This is a genomic window from Rhizobium sp. CFBP 8762, from assembly GCF_014841565.1.
Lineage (GTDB): Bacteria > Pseudomonadota > Alphaproteobacteria > Rhizobiales > Rhizobiaceae > CFBP-8762.
Window position 1 is genome coordinate 300,267 of record NZ_JACYUD010000003.1, and the last position, 16,701, is coordinate 316,967.

General features: G+C 57.0%; 16 protein-coding genes and 1 riboswitch. Of the genes, 7 read left to right on the plus strand and 9 right to left on the minus strand.

Annotated features, from left to right (window positions below; translation table 11 throughout):
• Positions 1-110 precede the first annotated feature (110 nt).
• The gene (locus IFT84_RS09960; protein ID WP_192118865.1) at positions 111-1,205 is read left to right on the plus strand and encodes a hypothetical protein; all 1,095 of its coding nucleotides are present in this window, start codon (positions 111-113) and stop codon (positions 1,203-1,205) included.
• Positions 1,206-1,248: 43 nt separating this feature from the next.
• Here IFT84_RS09960 and IFT84_RS09965 read toward each other — a convergent pair whose 3' ends face one another.
• The 5 genes from IFT84_RS09965 to IFT84_RS09985 form a co-directional block, all read right to left on the minus strand.
• Positions 1,249-2,394, minus strand: a complete 1,146-nt coding sequence (locus IFT84_RS09965; RefSeq protein ID WP_192118867.1) for an iron-containing alcohol dehydrogenase — start codon at positions 2,392-2,394, stop codon at positions 1,249-1,251.
• Positions 2,391-3,776 carry an aldehyde dehydrogenase family protein gene (locus IFT84_RS09970; RefSeq protein ID WP_192118869.1) on the minus strand — a complete coding sequence of 462 codons (1,386 nt, stop codon included), beginning with the start codon at positions 3,774-3,776 and terminating at the stop codon, positions 2,391-2,393. Before IFT84_RS09970 ends, IFT84_RS09965 begins: the two co-directional genes overlap by 4 nt.
• A gap of 32 nt (positions 3,777-3,808) precedes the next feature.
• Positions 3,809-5,191, minus strand: a complete 1,383-nt coding sequence (locus IFT84_RS09975) for a glutamine synthetase family protein (protein WP_192119149.1) — start codon at positions 5,189-5,191, stop codon at positions 3,809-3,811.
• Between the two features lie 99 nt (positions 5,192-5,290).
• Positions 5,291-6,808, minus strand: coding sequence for an amino acid permease (locus IFT84_RS09980; protein ID WP_342212855.1), 1,518 nt, complete (start codon positions 6,806-6,808; stop codon positions 5,291-5,293).
• Between the two features lie 32 nt (positions 6,809-6,840).
• Positions 6,841-7,635, minus strand: coding sequence for an N-formylglutamate amidohydrolase (locus tag IFT84_RS09985; protein WP_192118872.1), 795 nt, complete (start codon positions 7,633-7,635; stop codon positions 6,841-6,843).
• 162 nt (positions 7,636-7,797) lie between these two features.
• On the opposite strand from IFT84_RS09985, the gene IFT84_RS09990 reads away from it, so the two are divergent.
• The 6 genes from IFT84_RS09990 (at position 7,798) to IFT84_RS10015 (ending at position 13,598) form a co-directional block, all read left to right on the plus strand.
• Entirely contained in the window at positions 7,798-8,685 is an 888-nt protein-coding gene (locus IFT84_RS09990) for a MurR/RpiR family transcriptional regulator (RefSeq protein WP_192118874.1), read from the plus strand.
• Between the two features lie 102 nt (positions 8,686-8,787).
• Complete coding sequence (locus IFT84_RS09995; RefSeq protein WP_197975522.1) at positions 8,788-9,882, plus strand: ABC transporter substrate-binding protein; 1,095 nt, start codon at positions 8,788-8,790, stop codon at positions 9,880-9,882.
• A 123-nt stretch (positions 9,883-10,005) separates the two neighbouring features.
• Positions 10,006-10,941, plus strand: coding sequence for an ABC transporter permease (locus IFT84_RS10000; protein ID WP_446737582.1), 936 nt, complete (start codon positions 10,006-10,008; stop codon positions 10,939-10,941).
• Complete coding sequence (locus IFT84_RS10005) at positions 10,938-11,726, plus strand: ABC transporter permease (RefSeq protein ID WP_192118878.1); 789 nt, start codon at positions 10,938-10,940, stop codon at positions 11,724-11,726. The genes IFT84_RS10000 and IFT84_RS10005 overlap by 4 nt, the downstream gene beginning before the upstream one ends.
• 7 nt (positions 11,727-11,733) lie before the next feature.
• The gene (locus tag IFT84_RS10010) at positions 11,734-12,795 is read left to right on the plus strand and encodes an ABC transporter ATP-binding protein (RefSeq protein ID WP_192118880.1); all 1,062 of its coding nucleotides are present in this window, start codon (positions 11,734-11,736) and stop codon (positions 12,793-12,795) included.
• Between the two features lie 83 nt (positions 12,796-12,878).
• Positions 12,879-13,024, plus strand: a riboswitch (FMN riboswitch).
• 85 nt (positions 13,025-13,109) lie between these two features.
• Positions 13,110-13,598, plus strand: coding sequence for a 6,7-dimethyl-8-ribityllumazine synthase (locus IFT84_RS10015; protein ID WP_192118882.1), 489 nt, complete (start codon positions 13,110-13,112; stop codon positions 13,596-13,598).
• Between the two features lie 83 nt (positions 13,599-13,681).
• Here the strand turns inward: IFT84_RS10015 and derI are convergent, their stop codons facing one another.
• From derI to IFT84_RS10035, 4 genes are all read right to left on the minus strand, one after another.
• On the minus strand, positions 13,682-14,119 hold the full coding sequence (derI, locus tag IFT84_RS10020) for a D-erythrulose-4-phosphate isomerase (protein ID WP_192118884.1): 438 nt from the start codon (positions 14,117-14,119) through the stop codon (positions 13,682-13,684).
• 16 nt (positions 14,120-14,135) lie between these two features.
• Positions 14,136-14,909 carry a triose-phosphate isomerase gene (locus tag IFT84_RS10025; protein WP_192118887.1) on the minus strand — a complete coding sequence of 258 codons (774 nt, stop codon included), beginning with the start codon at positions 14,907-14,909 and terminating at the stop codon, positions 14,136-14,138.
• Positions 14,906-15,676 (minus strand): DeoR/GlpR family DNA-binding transcription regulator, encoded by a 771-nt coding sequence (locus IFT84_RS10030; RefSeq protein WP_192118889.1) that lies wholly within the window; start codon positions 15,674-15,676, stop codon positions 14,906-14,908. The genes IFT84_RS10025 and IFT84_RS10030 overlap by 4 nt, the downstream gene beginning before the upstream one ends.
• 92 nt (positions 15,677-15,768) lie before the next feature.
• Positions 15,769-16,692, minus strand: a complete 924-nt coding sequence (locus IFT84_RS10035; RefSeq protein WP_192118891.1) for a sugar phosphate isomerase/epimerase family protein — start codon at positions 16,690-16,692, stop codon at positions 15,769-15,771.
• Positions 16,693-16,701 lie beyond the last annotated feature (9 nt).

Here is a 16,701-nt window from a genome sequence, read left to right on the forward strand (position 1 = left end):
AAACATGCACCGCCATGAAAATCCTCTCGATGTTTATCCCCGCTGCCAAAGCCTCCGCTACTCTAAACCTGTGAGAGCAATTCAGCCTCACAGCACGGAGGGATTGAGTCATGTCGCAGAGCAGACTATTCAGACATTATGGAAGCGGCAGATTTGTAACGGTCGAGGGTGCAGTCGAACTCAATGGCATGCTTGAGGCGAACGGTACCCGCGACGCAGTTATCAGTGCGATGGCAAACTGGACCGCAGACGCCAAAACGGAAGCCAATTCCACCCAATCGACTAGCCTGGATATTCAGACGCATCTGGAGAAAGTGTATCTGATGGGCCTGCGGTGGCGCTTGACCGGCGACGACACTGATCTGAGTGCGGCAAAGCAATTGCTGCTGAAAGGGTCCGAGGCTGTCCAACCGATCGGCAACCCCTTGGACGAAAAGGGACTGATCGAGGTTGCCATCGGCTATTGGTACGTCAAGGACCAGTTCACGCAGCAGGAGCGTCAGCAGGTGGCAAGCTGGCTGCGGAGTTTCTACCTGAAACAGAAACAGTGGCTTCTGGGCGCCGATATCGGCAACGAATCCCGCGAGCGGCACTACAGCAACATTTCCGGCTATTCACTGGCGATACAGGCGACGATTGCCGCAGCGCTTGACGAGCGCGAACTCAATCTGGATGTGATCAGCGATGTGGCCGTGCATATGTCCGGACACTTCCGTGCTGACAATGCCGTCTACGATTTCGACAAACGGGACGCCTTAACCTATGTGGTGTTCGATTTGACAGGGCTTATCCACATTGGTCATGCCCTGTCATATATGACGGGCGAAGACTATATGAGCAAAGACTATCGCGCCTACGAAAGCTCCGTGGTTACGGGCGCAAATCCGACAACCGTCTACAAAGCAATCGACAACGGTCCGACTGCGACCATTCTCGGCGTCGGAAACTTTCTGCTGGACTATGTGGAAGGACGCAAACCTGCGCACAAAGAGTTTGCGAACACAGGCTCGGACTATGACAAGACGAGAGACGACTATCAGAAGGAATGGGAACCGGGTGAGTGGTACAAGGCGCTTGCATCCATACAATACGCATGGGCCAAGTATGATCCCGCAACAGCGGGCGACCGCTACAACGGCACCATAAACTATATCGTGGGTGATTGGCGCGACACCATCACATCCAAGTATGGGGCACCTGGCTGACGAGAGAAAGAAGATGCCGGCTCACAGAGCCGGCATCTTCTTGTTAGAAGCAGTCGCGAAACAGCGCTTTCGTATTCTCCAGCGTCATTGTAACAGGGTTTCCTCCAGCACTCGGATCCTCGATCGCCATGGCCGACAGATCGTCGATGCGATCACTGGCCACACCCAACGCCGTCAGTGTATCCGGCACGCCAAGTTCACGGCGCAGGTCAAGCACGTAATCATAAAAACCATCAAACCCGCCTGAAATACCGAGATAGGCGGCTGCGCGCGCAATCTTGTCCTCGATAGCGGACCGGTTGAACCGCAAGACGGCGGGAATTACAACGGCATTGGTCATGCCGTGATGGGTGTTGTAAACCGCGCCGATGGGATGAGACAGCGCGTGGACCGCACCCAACCCTTTCTGGAAGGATACCGCACCCATGGCAGCGGCAGCCATCATCTGGCCCCGCGCCTCAATGTCGCTACCATTGGCATAGGCGCGCGGCAGATACTCTTTCACCAGCCGCATCCCTTCCAGCGCAATGCCATGTGACATCGGGTGGAAAAAGTTGGAGGAATACGCTTCGAGGCAATGGGCGAAAGCATCCATGCCGGTGCCAGCCGTAATGATGCGGGGCATACCGACTGTTAGTTCCGGATCGCAAATCACCACGCCCGGCAGCAGTTTCGGGTGAAAGATGATCTTTTTGACATGCGTTGCCGAATTCGTCAGCACGCCAGCGCGCCCAACCTCCGACCCTGTGCCAGCCGTCGTCGGCACCGCCACGATGGGCGCAATTTTGGACGCGTCGGCCCGTGTCCACCAGTCGCCGATATCCTCGAAATCCCACACGGGGCGCGTTTGCTCTGCCATGAACGCAATCAGCTTGCCGAGATCGAGACCCGACCCGCCGCCAAAGGCGATGACGCCATCATGCCCGCCTTCGATATAGGCCTTGATACCCGCTGTCAGATTGGTGTCGTCCGGATTGGGCTTCACATCGCTGAAGATTGCGTTGCCAAGCCCTGCGCTTTCCAGCAACGCCAAAGCGTTTTGCGTGATTGGCAGGGTTGCCAGACCGGCATCCGTGACGAGCAACGGTTTTTTCAGGCCCAGTGCTTCGCAGGCCTGTGGCAATTCCTTGATCCGGCCCGCGCCGAACTTGATGGCTGTCGGATAGCTCCAATTGGCAGTCAGGCTCATGCTGTCACCTTTTTCAGATGGTAGGACTTTGGACGGGTGAGATTGTGAAAACCAATGACAGATAGCGCGCCGCCGCGCCCGGTGTTCTTGACCCCGGTCCAGCACAGCGCCGGGTCCAGATAATCAGCGCGGTTCATGAACACGGTGCCGGTTTCGATATCGGCACCCAACCGGGCTGCCCGTTCGGCGTCCTTCGTCCAGAGCGAGACAGTCAGGCCGAATTCGCTGTCGTTCATCAGGGACAGGGCTTCCTGATCACTCGATACCTTCATGATGCCGACAACGGGGCCGAAGCTCTCGTCGCGCATCACCCGCATCTGGTGGTTGACGTCCACCAGAATTTGCGGGGCGAGATAGGCACCGTTATCGTCAGTGGCAAACCGGGATTTGTCGATCAGCGCCTTGGCACCCATGGCCACAGCTTCGGATGTCTGCGCCCGCACTTCGGCTGCAAACCGCTTGTTTGCCATCGGGCCCAGCGTCGTCTCCGGGTCCAGCGGGTTGCCAAGCTTGTAAGCCGATACGAAATCGACAGCCTTTTCGACAAAGGCATCATAGAGCGTATCGTGCACGTAAAGGCGCTCGATACCGCAGCAGCATTGGCCCGAGTTAAAGAAGGCACCGTCCATCAACGTGTCGACGGCGGCATCGAGATCGGCATCGTCCATGACATAGCCGGGGTCTTTGCCGCCCAGTTCCAGACCGATAGGCGTGAACGTGCCAGCGGCAGCGCGCTCAATGGACCGCCCGCCCTCGACCGAGCCGGTGAAGTTGATGAAGTTGAACTTGCGCGCGGCAATCAGTGCGGATGTCGTGTCATGATCCAGAAACAGGTTCTGGAAAATATCAGTGGGAATGCCCGCTTCCACAAAAGCCCGCACCATGCGCTCGCCTACCAGCAGGGTTTGGCTTGCATGTTTGATAACAACCGCATTGCCGGCCATCAGCGCCGGAACCACGGTATTGACCGCTGTCAGGTACGGATAATTCCACGGCGCAATCACCAGCACAACGCCATGCGGTTCCCGCACGATACGACGCTCGAACAGCTCGCTGGCTTCCGCCACGATGGGCGCCAGCGTATCGGCAGCAATGCCTGCCATATAGTCAGCCCGCTCGTTAACCCCACGGAACTCGCCACCATAGCGGACCGGGCGGCCCATCATATGGGCAAGCTCCGGCACAACCTCGTCGGTCATCTCGTTCAAACGTTTCACGCCGGACAGAACCAGTTGAATACGCTCTTCCAAAGGGCGACGCGCCCAGTCCTTCTGCGCGGCGCGGGCCGCATCGATAGCGCGCGTAGCCGCCAGCCCATCCAGCGCCGGGCGTTCTGCATATACGGAGCCATCAATCGGCGAAATGCACTGAATCATCGTCACGGTATCATCCTCGTTGTGCTTTTACTTGTCAGTCAGGCCTGTTCAAATCCCCGCCGCACTTCCCAGTCGGTAATGCGGCGATCGTATTCTTCCTGCTCCCACGCGGCGGCGCGAACATAGTGGTCTATCACATCATCGCCAAATGCCGCACGCAACATGGCGGAACCTTCGGTCGCTTTTGCGGCATCACGAAGGGTTCGCGGTATCTCCGGCCCGGTCCGGTCCCCATAGGCATCTCCGACGAACGGCTCTTCAAGGTCAAGCTTGCCCTCGATCCCGGCCAGTCCTGCGGCAATCTGCGCGGCAAAGGCAAGATAGGGGTTGAGGTCCGATCCGCCAACCCGGCACTCGATACGGATCGCCTTGGTGCCCTCGCCGCACAGGCGATAACCCGCCGTGCGATTGTCACGGCTCCAGACGGCCTTTGTCGGCGCGAATGTTCCGGCCACAAACCGCTTGTAGGAGTTGATATAGGGCGCCAGAAACAGCGTGGTTTCACTGGCATGTGCCAGCAGCCCGGCCACATACTGGCGCATGGTCTGCGACATGCCGTATTGCCCATCCGCATCATGAAACTCAGAGATTTTGCCGTCCAGACTCCAGAGCGACTGGTGGATATGCGATGAACTGCCCGCCGACTGATAATGCCACTTCGCCAGAAAGGTAATCGCCTTGCCGCGTGACCATGCGATTTCCTTGCAGCCGTTCTTGATAACGGCATGGCGGTCCGCCATCGTCAGAGCCTCCGCATAGCGCACGTTGATTTCCTCCTGACCGGCGGATGCCTCGCCCTTGGAGTTTTCCACAGGGATTCCAGCGCCTTGCAGACCATTGCGGATTGCCCGCATCACATCCTCCTCCTTGGTCGTCTGGAAGATGTGGTAATCCTCGTTGAAACCACTGATCAGTTGCAGATCGCGGTAGCCAGACAAGCGGGCATCGTCATAGCTCTGGTCGAACAGGAAAAACTCTAGCTCCGTCGCCATAAACGCTTTCAGCCCTAGCGCTTCCAGACGCGCGACCTGTTTCTTCAAAATGGCGCGGGGAGAGTGCGCAACTTCGCTGTGGTCGTGATGGTGCAGCATATCGCACAGCACCAGCGCCGTGCCCTCCAGCCATGGAATGCGGCGCAGTGTGGACAGGTCCGGTTTCATCACGTAGTCGCCGTAACCCGCTGCCCAACTGGTGGATTTGTAGCCCGGCACGGTCTCCATCTCCATGTCGGTGGCCAGCAGATAGTTGCAGCTATGGGTTTCCTCGTAGGCGCTTTCCACGAAAAACTCGGCCTGAAACCGCTTACCCATCAACCGTCCCTGCATATCCACCTGACAGGCCAGAACCGTATCGATGCGGCCATCGGCCACGTCTTTCTTCAGGGCTTCGAAACTATAGGTTCCACTCACACGCGCCTCCATCCATCCGTTGAGCAGCAGCCCGAAACGGGCCACTGGTATTCCATTAAAGCATGTCGTTATCGCAAAACCGCTACACACTTTTGCGCGACATGCTGGCGTTCAGCCAAACGCCTTTTCCCGCTGCTCCAGCGCGAACTCCTCCTCCGGAGACAGGATAAGGCGATGACGACCGACGAGCGCGAAATAGGCGATGCCGATGGCAAACCATGCCGCAACCCCATAGACGCCCGCGCGGTAGGCCGGGTCCAGAAGCTGAAAGTAGACCGTGACCAGCGCAATAACCACGGTGGCCACCGCTCCGGCAATGCCGAATGGGCTGACGAATGGTCTGACAATATGGGCATGTTTTTGCCGAAGGATGATGAAGGAAATGCCCTGCGCAATGTAGGAGCACATGGCACCGAACACCGCCATATTCAGCAGCGTTCCGCCGATCACCGCGCCGGACGTGCTCGTATCCAGTGTAAAGAACAGATAGAGCATGATCAGCAGACCGACGCACGCGCCGAACACCATGGCAAAATGGGGAGTCTTGCCGGTTTTGTGGGTTACCGACAGGAAGGTCGGAAAGTACCCCGCCCGCGACAGCGAGTAGATCTGCCGCCCCTGCGCAAAGATAATCGTATGAAAAGAGGAGATCAGCCCGATGATGGCCACCAGGGCCAGCGCCTTGGCTGCCGTGTCTCCATAAATTGCCTTGAATCCATCTAGCAAAGGCTCACCCGAGGCACCCAGCGCCGCCGAGCCGACACCGACGATGGAGGGGTTGAGAAACAGGATCATCACTGCCGAAACGATCAGCGTGACCATGCCCAGAATAATGCCCTTGGGCATATCCTTCTGCGGCGCAATCGATTCTTCCGCCGCCAGCGGTAATTGCTCGATGGCCAGAAACAACCAGACCGCAAACGGCAGGCAGGCAAGCGCACCACCAATGCCCATGGGCAGCCACGGACCATTGCCACCCTCCAGCACTGTGCCATCCGGGCCGATATTCAGCGCCCAGGCCTTGAAATCGATATGGGGAAAGGCGGAAATCCAGAAGACCACCAGCACGGCCAGTGCCATCAGGCACACCACCAGCGTCACCCGGAATGAAAGTTCCACACCGATGATATTGAGACCCACAAAGATGATGTAGCCCAGAATCCACCAGACCGGCTGAAACGTTTCCGCTGTGCCGAAAATCTGGCTGAGATAGGCCCCGATGAAAAACACGATGACAGCAGGCGTCAGCACATATTCCACATTTTCACAGAGGCCTGTAATGAAGCCGCCCCAAGGGCCCATGGACGTGCGGGCGAAGGAATAGGCAGCACCCGTATGCGGAAGCGCTGCTCCCATCTCCGCGATGGAAAAGGTCAGCCCCAGATACATGATGGCGATAATGATGGTAGCCAGCGCCATGCCGCCCCAGCCGCCGCTGGCAAGGCCAAGATTCCAGCCGGAGAAATGGCCGGAAATAACGGCCCCCACCCCAAGCGCCCAAAGTGACCATACGCCCGCATAACGCCGCAGACCGCGATTTTCAAAATAGCTGGAATCAGCGGTCTTGTAGCTGACCCCCGACGCCTGTTGCGTACCCACAACCGGGGCCTGTGAATGCTTTGTTTCCACTGCTCAATCTCCTGTTCCCTCGTGTTTCACCGTCAACTGCTGTTCCCGTGTTTTTCTTTTTGGGCCTTATGGTTGGTCAGTTCGGACAGGGCGTTGCCCATCATCGCTGCCAGAGTATCGGCCATGACCCTTTGGCCGCTTTCACTGCTGAGAAGGTCGTTTCGGATTTCTATCATGACATTGAGCAGCCCATTTGCTGCTGCGTGAAGCTTCAACGTATGGGTTACGCCATCTTGAGGACCGTAGGGTGCGTTGCGCAGGGTCCGGAACGGGCTGTGTTGTGACAGCATGGCATCGGCCAGGCGCGAGTCCGCATCGTGCAGAATACCGAGTTCAACCGTTCGGCGAACACCGTGGTAGACGGGCGTAAAGCTGTGAATAGTCATAAGAACCGGCGGGATTTGTCCCTTCAACCGCTCTTCGATCAGAGCATGAATGGCACGGTGAAACGGAGTATAGATCTCGTCCACACGCATCTGCCGTTCGATATCCGACAGGGCCGCATTCGCAGGAATGGTGTAGATTTCACTGACAGATGGCATGGCAGCAGGGCTTTCGGGCGGCCGGTTACAATCATACACCAGCCGGGAAAACCGCTGAAACACAAGGGTCGCATCCAGTGCCTCGCTCAACAGCCGCGACACCGCCAGCGCACCCGGGTCCCACGCGATGTGACTTTGGAGCGCGTCCGCATCCAGCCCCAGAGTGCCGAGTTGCACCGGGATCTGCCGCGAGGCATGTTCGCAGACCAGCACAACAGGAGACTTGCCCTCAAGTCGTTCCAGCCCCACCGGCTCGCCGTCCTGTTCCGTCAAAAGGCGCAGCAATTCAGGTCCCCTCCTGTGCTGTCAGGAATGAAGAGAATTCTTCACACAGGCGCCAGTGTCAACTGTGAATTGAAATTATCTCTTCAAAATAGCGATTGACACTGTTATCAGCCGCGATGTTTAATCGCTGAAAGCCGGCAGAGACCGGCGTGGGGATAAAGCTTGGGTAAAGCGGCAAAAACCGTTGCTGATGTCATTGTCGCCTACCGCGACACGCTGACCCGTGCGGAGAAAAAGCTTGCGGCCATGCTCATGGAAAACTATCCGGTTTCCGGCCTTGGTTCCATCACCACCGTGGCTGACAATGCAGGCGTTTCAACGCCCACGGTTGCGCGCATGGTGCAGAAACTGGGGTTCAAAGGGTTCCCCGATTTTCAGGCCCGCCTGCATCAGGAACTGGAGGCAACGCTCAGCAACCCGATTGCAAAGCATGACCGCTGGGTGGCGAATGCCCCCGGTGCCCATGTGCTCAACCGGTTTGCCGATGCACTGAACACCAATCTGCGCGACACGTTGGCAGGACTGGACACGCAGGATTTTGACCGCGCCAGCGACCTGATCGCCAATACCGACTGTCGCCTTTATCTCCTCGGCGGGCGAATTACGCAGGCGCTGGCCGCCTACACGTTCACTCATCTGCAGGTTGTTCGCCCGGACGTAACGCTGATCGGCTCCGGCTCTAGTGCATGGCAGCATTCGGTGCTCGATATGAAGGCGGGCGATGTTCTGATGCTGTTCGACATTCGCCGCTACGAGCGCGACATGGAGCGGCTTGCCAGCCTAGCCCGCGCGCGTGGTGTGCAGGTCATTCTGTTGACCGACGAATGGGCTTCTCCTGCCGCCAAGTCGGCAAGCATCGTATTCCGTGTTCAGATCGAGGCACCCTCGGCATGGGATTCATCCGTCGTGACGCTTTTTTTATTGGAAGCTTTAATAGAGGCCGCTCAAAGCCGGATGTGGGCGGGCACGCGCGCGCGTATGAAAACACTTGAAAACCTCTTTGATGATACCCGCCTGTTTCATAAGCCCTTGCAAAACAATAAAAATTGACTGTCATATAACGTACACAGGATTTGCGTATCAGCCATTTGAACAAACCCGCTATATCTACAAACCCGAAGGAGAAGAACAGTGCTTACCCAAACACGCCGTCTGCTTTCTTTCACCACTGCTCTCGTGCTTGCCACGTCCGCCGCCGCAACGGCACAGACACAAGCCCAATCCATGGACGAGCTGATTGCAGCCGCCAAGAAGGAAGGCCAGCTCACCACCATCGCCCTGCCCCATAGCTGGTGTGGTTACGGTGATATCATTGCCGGTTTTAAAGCCAAGTACGGCATTGAGGTAAACGAGTTGAACCCGGATGCCGGCTCCGGCGACGAGATTGAGGCCATCAAGGCCAACAAGGGTAATTCCGGCCCGCAGGCTCCCGATGTCATCGATGTCGGTCTGTCCTTCGGCCCATCGGCCAAGAAAGACAGCCTGATCCAGCCTTACAAGGTCTCGACCTGGGATAGCATCCCCGATAGCGCAAAGGATGCCGAAGGCTTCTGGTACGGCGATTATTACGGCGTTCTGTCCTTCATCGTGAACACCGATATCGTCAAGGACGTGCCGAAGGACTGGGCAGATCTGAAGAAATCTGACTACGCCAATTCCGTAGCACTGGCCGGTGATCCCCGTGTGTCCAGCCAGGCCGTTCAGGCCGTCTACGCAGCCGGTCTCGCTGCTGGCGAAACCGATCCGGTCAAAGCGGGCGAAGCGGGCCTCAAGTTCTTTTCCGAGGTCAACAAGGCAGGCAACTTCGTGCCGGTCATCGGAAAGTCCGCTTCCATGGCGCAAGGCTCCACGCCGATCATTATCGCGTGGGATTACAACGGTCTGTCCTGGCGCGATAGCCTGAATGGCAATCCGCCGGTGGAAGTCGTCGTGCCCCAGTCCGGCGTGGTTGCGGGTGTGTATGTGCAGGCCATTTCGGCCTACGCACCGCACCCCAATGCCGCCAAGCTATGGATGGAATATCTTTACTCCGACGAAGGCCAGATTGGCTACCTCAAGGGCTATTGCCATCCGATCCGCTTCAACGATCTGGTGAAGAACGGCAAGGTTCCGCAGGAGATGCTGGACAAGCTTCCGCCTGCTGCCGCCTACGAAGCTGCGAAATTCCCGACGCTGGAAGAACAGGACGCTGGCAAGACAGAAATCACCACCAAATGGGATAGTGTCGTCGGCACCAACGTTCAATAATTAAAGCGCGTCTGCCCCTCCGTCACACTGGCGGAGGGGCTTCAAGCATTTCCAGGCAAAGCGATTTGGCTTTTACGTCTGGACAATGGGTGAACATAACGCCCGAACGGGGACACGAGTTTCATGAGCCAGCCGCCTGTCGCTCCTATCAGCGGGCCTACCATAAGCGCACCCCCTGGCATTGCTGCCAAGCGGCGCGTGTCCCGCATCAACAGGCGAAACGTGGTCGATTGGCTTGGCATTGCGCCCTTCATGCTGTTTGCCCTGATGTTTTTGATCGTACCGACCGTCTATCTGGTCGCGGGCGCGTTTTTGACACCAACGGGTGAGTTTACGCTCCAAAATATTGCCGATCTGTTTCAGCCCAGCATTCTTGGCGCCTACTGGATCAGCATCAAGGTCTCGGTCGCCTCATCGCTCGGCGGCGCGCTTATCGGCTTCTTTCTAGCTTGGGCAATCGTGCTTGGGGGCGTGCCGCCATGGATACGCTCCGGCCTTCTGACATTTTCCGGCGTGGCCTCCAACTTTGCCGGTGTGCCTCTGGCGTTTGCGTTTCTGGCAACCTTGGGCCGCACCGGTCTGGTTACAGTTTTCCTGCGTGAATGGTTTGGTTTCAATCTCTACGCTACGGGATTCAATCTGCTCAGCTTTCTGGGACTGACCATCACCTATATGTTCTTCCAGATTCCACTGATGGTGCTGATCCTGACCCCCGCTCTGGACGGGTTGAAAAAGGAATGGCGCGAGGCAGCACAGATTTTGGGGGCCAGCAACTGGCAGTATTGGCGCAAGGTTGCCCTGCCCATTTTGTGGCCAAGCCTGCTAGGGACAACCCTTCTTCTGTTTGCAAATGCCTTTGGAGCCATCGCTACCGCCTACGCGCTGACGGGAAGCTCGCTGAACATCGTGCCGATTGTTCTTTACGCGCAAATCCGTGGTGATGTGCTGCACAATCCCAATCTTGGCTACGCGCTGGCACTGGGCATGATCGTCATTACAGGCCTTTCCAACGTGCTGTATATCTGGCTGCGGATGCGCGCAGAACGGTGGCAGAAATGAAGGCGAACCGATTGGGCGCTTGGATCGCCATTGCTATTGGTGCCATTTATTTCGTTGTTCCGCTGATTGGCACGCTGGAATTTTCCCTGCGCATGCGGCGCGGCGAATATTCGCTGGATGCCTATCGTTCGGTGTTTGCGGATATTCAGTTTCGCGAAACCTTCGGCTATTCCATGCTGATGGCCGTTGCTACCATTATTTTCGGCATGCTGCTGGTGGTGCCGACGGCCTATTGGGTTCGCCTGCGCCTTCCGCAGGTGCGGCCCATCATCGAGTTCATCACGCTCCTGCCGCTTGTCATACCCGCCATCGTCATCGTGTTCGGCTATCTCCGGCTCTACAATTCCTCGTCCTGGATACCGTTCACCGCCTCGCGTGAAGCGACCAATGCGCTGCTAATGTTTGCCTATATGACCTTGTCGCTGCCTTATATGTACCGGGCCGTGGACACAGCCATGCGGGCCATCGACGTAGCGACGCTGACCGAGGCGGCCGAAAGTCTGGGTGCGAAATGGCCGACCATTCTGTTTCGCTGCATCTTTCCCAACGTCATGAGCGGTGTGTTATCGGGTGCCTTCATCACCTTCGCTATTGTCATGGGAGAGTTCACCATGGCCGCCCTTCTCAACCGCCCCGCTTTCGGCCCCTACCTGCAACTGGTCGGTGCCAACAAAGCCTATGAACCTTCTGCCTTGGCCGTCATCGCGTTTTCCATTACATGGATCAGCATGGGCCTTATTCAGTTGGTTTCCCGTTTCAATCGCGCAGCAACAGCCAAGGTTTAGGGTTCAGATGGCCTTTCTCGAACTGACAAATTTGCAGAAGTTCTACGGCACAACCCATGTGGTGCGCGACTTCAACATGGCCATTGAAAAGGGAGAGTTCATTTCTTTTCTGGGACCATCCGGCTGCGGCAAAACCACGACGCTGCGCATGGTGGCAGGGTTTGAAACGCCTTCCTCCGGCACCATCATCATCAACGGGGTCGATCAATCCAGCCTGAAGCCGAACCAGCGCAACATCGGCATGGTGTTTCAGTCTTACGCGCTCTTTCCCAACATGACCGTGTTTGACAATGTTGCCTTCGGCCTGAAAATCGCCAACAAGCCAAAAACCGAAATCGACGCTCGCGTTCGGGAAATGCTGGCACTGATCCGGCTCGATCATCTGGCCGACCGTTACCCATACCAGATGTCGGGCGGTCAACAGCAGCGTGTCGCGCTGGCGCGGGCGCTGGCCGTCAAGCCGCAAGTGCTGCTGCTGGATGAGCCGCTGTCGGCGCTGGACGCGAAAATCCGTATTTCACTGCGTGAGGAAATCCGCGCCATTCAGCAGCAACTCGGCATCACCACCATCTACGTCACGCATGATCAGGAAGAAGCCCTGTCCATGTCGGACCGGATCGTCGTGATGAATGCGGGCCATGCCGACCAGATTGGTACGCCGTTTGAGATCTACAACAATCCCGCCACTCGGTTCGTCGCGTCCTTCGTCGGCACGCTCAGCTTTCTGGAAGCGGTTGTGGTGGATGGCAGCGCCGGTCGGGTTGCCATTGGTCCGCAGCAGTTTACTCTACGCGAACCGTTTACCGGCTACAATGCGGGCGACGCAATCTCACTGGCCTTGCGTCCAGAATCGGTTTCGCTGCTTGATACGGAAGGGCGTGACGTTACCATCCCCGGAGAGGTGGTCAGCGTCAGCTTCCTTGGCTCGGTTATTCGCACCAAGGTGATTGTGAACGGCAGCACCATCTCATTTGATATGTTCAACAATCCCGGCTTCGTTCCACCCGCCGTCGGTTCGACCGTCGATCTGCGTTTTGCCGCAAGCGATCTCCTGATTGTCAGAGATTAACTGAACAGATTGTTCTCAATCCGCGTGTTTCACGCAAAAGAACACAATTGACGCAAGACGCACGCGCTTTATAGTAGGCTCTGTTACGTTCTCAGGGCGGGGTGAAACTCCCCACCGGCGGTATCAAGCGCATGCTTGGAGTCCGCGAGCGCTTTCCGCAAATGGAAAGGTCAGCAGATCCGGTGCGATGCCGGAACCGACGGTATAGTCCGGATGAAAGAGAGCAAGCATAGGGTCGACCCGCATGTGCGGTTCGCGTCTGTGCGTGTTCGCCCCACGGGATCATGTCGAATGAACCTGAAAGGCTTGAAACCATGACAGTTGTTACCAACCCCTCCACCCGCATTGCCGTTATCCGCGCGCGCTGGCACGCAGACATTGTCGATCAATGCGTCACATCCTTCCGCGACCAGTGGGCCTCTCTTGGCGGTAATGCCGATGCGGTGGATATTTACGATGTTCCCGGCGCGCTGGAAATTCCGCTTCACGCCCAGACGCTGGCCAAGACGGGGCGCTATTCCGCCATTGTTGGCACCGCTTTTGTGGTCGATGGCGGCATCTACCGTCACGATTTTGTCGCCGGTACCGTGCTGGAAAGCCTGATGCGCGTCCAACTCGACACGGGCGTGCCGATCCTGTCCACCGTGTTGACACCGCATCATTTTCAGGAATCCGAAGCCCATATGGCCTTCTTCCGCGATCACTTCGTGATCAAGGGGATCGAGGCGGCCAATGCCTGCGCAGCGATTCTTGACGCGCGCGCGGCAATATCCCAGCCGCACAGCTTTAAAAAATCTGCGTGATCAAAGAAACGCGCCCGGCATTGCTGCCGGGCGCACATCGCAGGTCCGCGTGGGAGGATCAACGCAGACTGCGAAACCTGTCATTATTTGCAGGCGTCTAGCTTGTTGATGGCATCGACATTGCCAGCAGACGAGCCATTCGGATCGAACTCCGACTCCAGCCACTTGTCGACGACCGCTTTTGCCAGTTCCGGCCCGATCACACGCGCACCCATGGTGATGATTTGCGCATTGTTGGACTTGGCAGCACGCTCGGCAGAATAGGTATCGTGCGTCAGCGCAGCGCGGATGCCCGGCACCTTGTTGGCAGCGATGCTGACACCGATTCCGGTGCCGCAGATCAAAATACCGCGCTCATGCTCACCATCGACAATGGATTGCGCCAGCCCCTGCGACAGATCAGCATAAAAGCCGGACTTGCTGAGATTGCTGACGGTCAGGTCGGATTTGGTAGCGAGATGGGCCTCGATAATGTCCAGCAACGGCTTGCCCGCACTGTCAGCTCCAATAGCGATTTTCATAGGTTCTTCCTTCGTGTTATGAATGGGTTACAGCAGAAACTTTGTTCAAAATGTCGAGATAGCCGTCCACATTCCAGGCAGAGCGGCCAATGAACAGGCCGTCAATGGCGGGTTTGGAAATCAGTTCTTCGCAGTTGCCGGGGTTGACGCTACCGCCATAGAGAACCGGCACACGGACGCCGAGCACGGCTTCCGCCCAATCAGCAATCAATTCATGGCGCTCATTGGCGTAATCGGCTGATGCTGGAATACCGTTGACGCCAATCGCCCAGACGGGCTCGTAGGCCAGCAGAACAGGCTTGGTCTTTTCCGCATCTTTCAGCAGCATCAGCGCGCCTTCCACCTGTCGCTTCAACACCGCGTCTGCCTCGCCCGCTTCGCGCTCCGCCAGCGTTTCGCCAATGCAGATCAGGGGAATGAGACCATGGCGCACGGCAGCGGCGGTTTTAAGACCGACCGTGCGGTCCGTCTCGCCAAAATGCTCGCGCCGCTCGCTATGGCCGAGTTCCACGATATCGAGGTTACAATCGGTCAGCATGACCGGCGAAACCTCGCCCGTCCACGCGCCCTCATCATCCCAATGCATGTTTTGCGCACCGACCTTGACACTGGTGGACGTCAAAGCCTCCTTGACCTGACGCACAGCTGTAAAGGGCGGAATAACAAAGCGCTGAATGCGCGGATCACGTGCCGCATCGTTATCGGCAAGCCCTTTGGCAAAGTCCAAAGCTTGCGCCAGGGTCTTGTTCATCTTCCAGCTTGTGCCAACCCAAAGGTTTTGCTTGCTCATACCGTCCGTCCAATTTTTTTGAGAGAAATTCCGGCTTCCGCCAAGTGCTGTTCGGCGTTAGGAGAAACGCCCTCGCCGGTCAAAACGGCATCAAAAGCATCCAGCCCTGTCAGAAAATGCAGGGCAGATCGGCCAAATTTCAAGTGATCGACCAGCAGATAGCGCTTGCGCGCCGCCCGTATCATCAACCGCTTGCTTTGAACGACCTCTTGATCCTGATGAAAAGCCGCATCACCCTGCACCGCAGAGGAAGACAAAAAGGCGATATCGGCCCGCAGCGACTTCAGCGCATCTTCCGCAACGATGCCGAAAAAGCCATTGAATTTCTTCGAATATTCGCCCCCGAGAGCAATCAATTGAATGCCTGCGACGCCGCTTAAGGTCGTGATAACAGAGAGATTGTTGGTAATCACGGTCAGAGGGCGAATATTGTTCAAATGCGCGGCGATGCCGCCCGCCGTCGATCCGTCGTCGATGATGATGATCTGACCCGGCTCGATCAACGCTGCCGCTGCAGCACTCAGGCTCTGCTTTTCTTCAGCTGCAATTTTTTCGCGATAGCGGAAATCACTTTCAAACTGCGCGCTGGACTGGATGGACGCGCCGCCATGCACCTTGCGCAACAGGCCAGCCTGTTCCAGATCATCAAGATCGCGATGAATGGTCATCTTGCTAACATTGAACCGCGCGGACAGGTCCTCAATGGTGGCGTTTCCCGCCTCCATGAGCAAATCCATAATGCCCTGTCGCCGATTGTCCGGTTTCATCTCATCCCTTGGCGCAAGCCAACTCCAAGGTCTTCATAACACAATTTTGTTATGGTGCATAGAAGATAACGAGATAATGTTACGAACGACTGTTATTTGTTGAACCCGGTATCAATCGCAGGTTCCCAGAATTCAACGGATTCCCGGATCATCTCGACGACCTGATGGTCGGTCGGCTCCCGTTCCCGGAAGGATAGTTCCAGGCAGATTTCGTTGTCCGTACCCCCACCTTCCCGCACTGCTGCCAAGAGCTTTTCAGGCGTGATGCGGCCATCCTCATTGTATTTCGCCGTGAAAGGCCAGTGCCCACCCTTGTTCATCGACGACTGCTTGACGTGGATGATCGGTGATTCCTTCGGAAAGGCCCGCGCCCAAGCATAGGGGTCGGTATCGTCAGGGTTGGGCGAGGTCACATCGCCGTGGTCAATGTCCACCATCATGAGGAACGGCAGCGCAAGGTCTTGCCCGCTCAGTCGTTCATGCAGGTCCCGACATGCCGCAATTGTATGGCCAAACTCCCGGCCAACAGACATCGGCTCCCAGAACAGGTAGGAAAGGCCTGCGTCTCGCGCGTGTTCTGCCACCTCGTGCCAATGTGCAATGGCAATCTGCATCTGCGCTTCCCGACGCTTGGGGTCATCGTAATCCCGGTGGGTGAAAATGGCAAACTGGGTGCCCATGCCAGCAGCACCCAGTTCAGCGGAAATATCGGCAAAGGTTTTGAACCAGTCCGTATAATAGCGCCGAACATCGGCATCCGGATGGCCGAAGTGATTGAGACGGCCATAGGGGCCGGTCATGCCTGATGTGACCTTAACGCATTCGCGGGTCAGCGCACGCTGAAATTGCCGGATATATTTGCTGATGGTTGCGGCAGGCCAGGATGGGTTGATAAACTCGTGGGTCAGTTGTACGTGACCGATACGGATTTTTTGGGCGATGGTATCGATCAGATCATCCGGCTCGGCAAAGCGGTTGACCAGCGGGTTTGTATTGAGAGATAGCGTAAAGCTCAACCGTGCCTC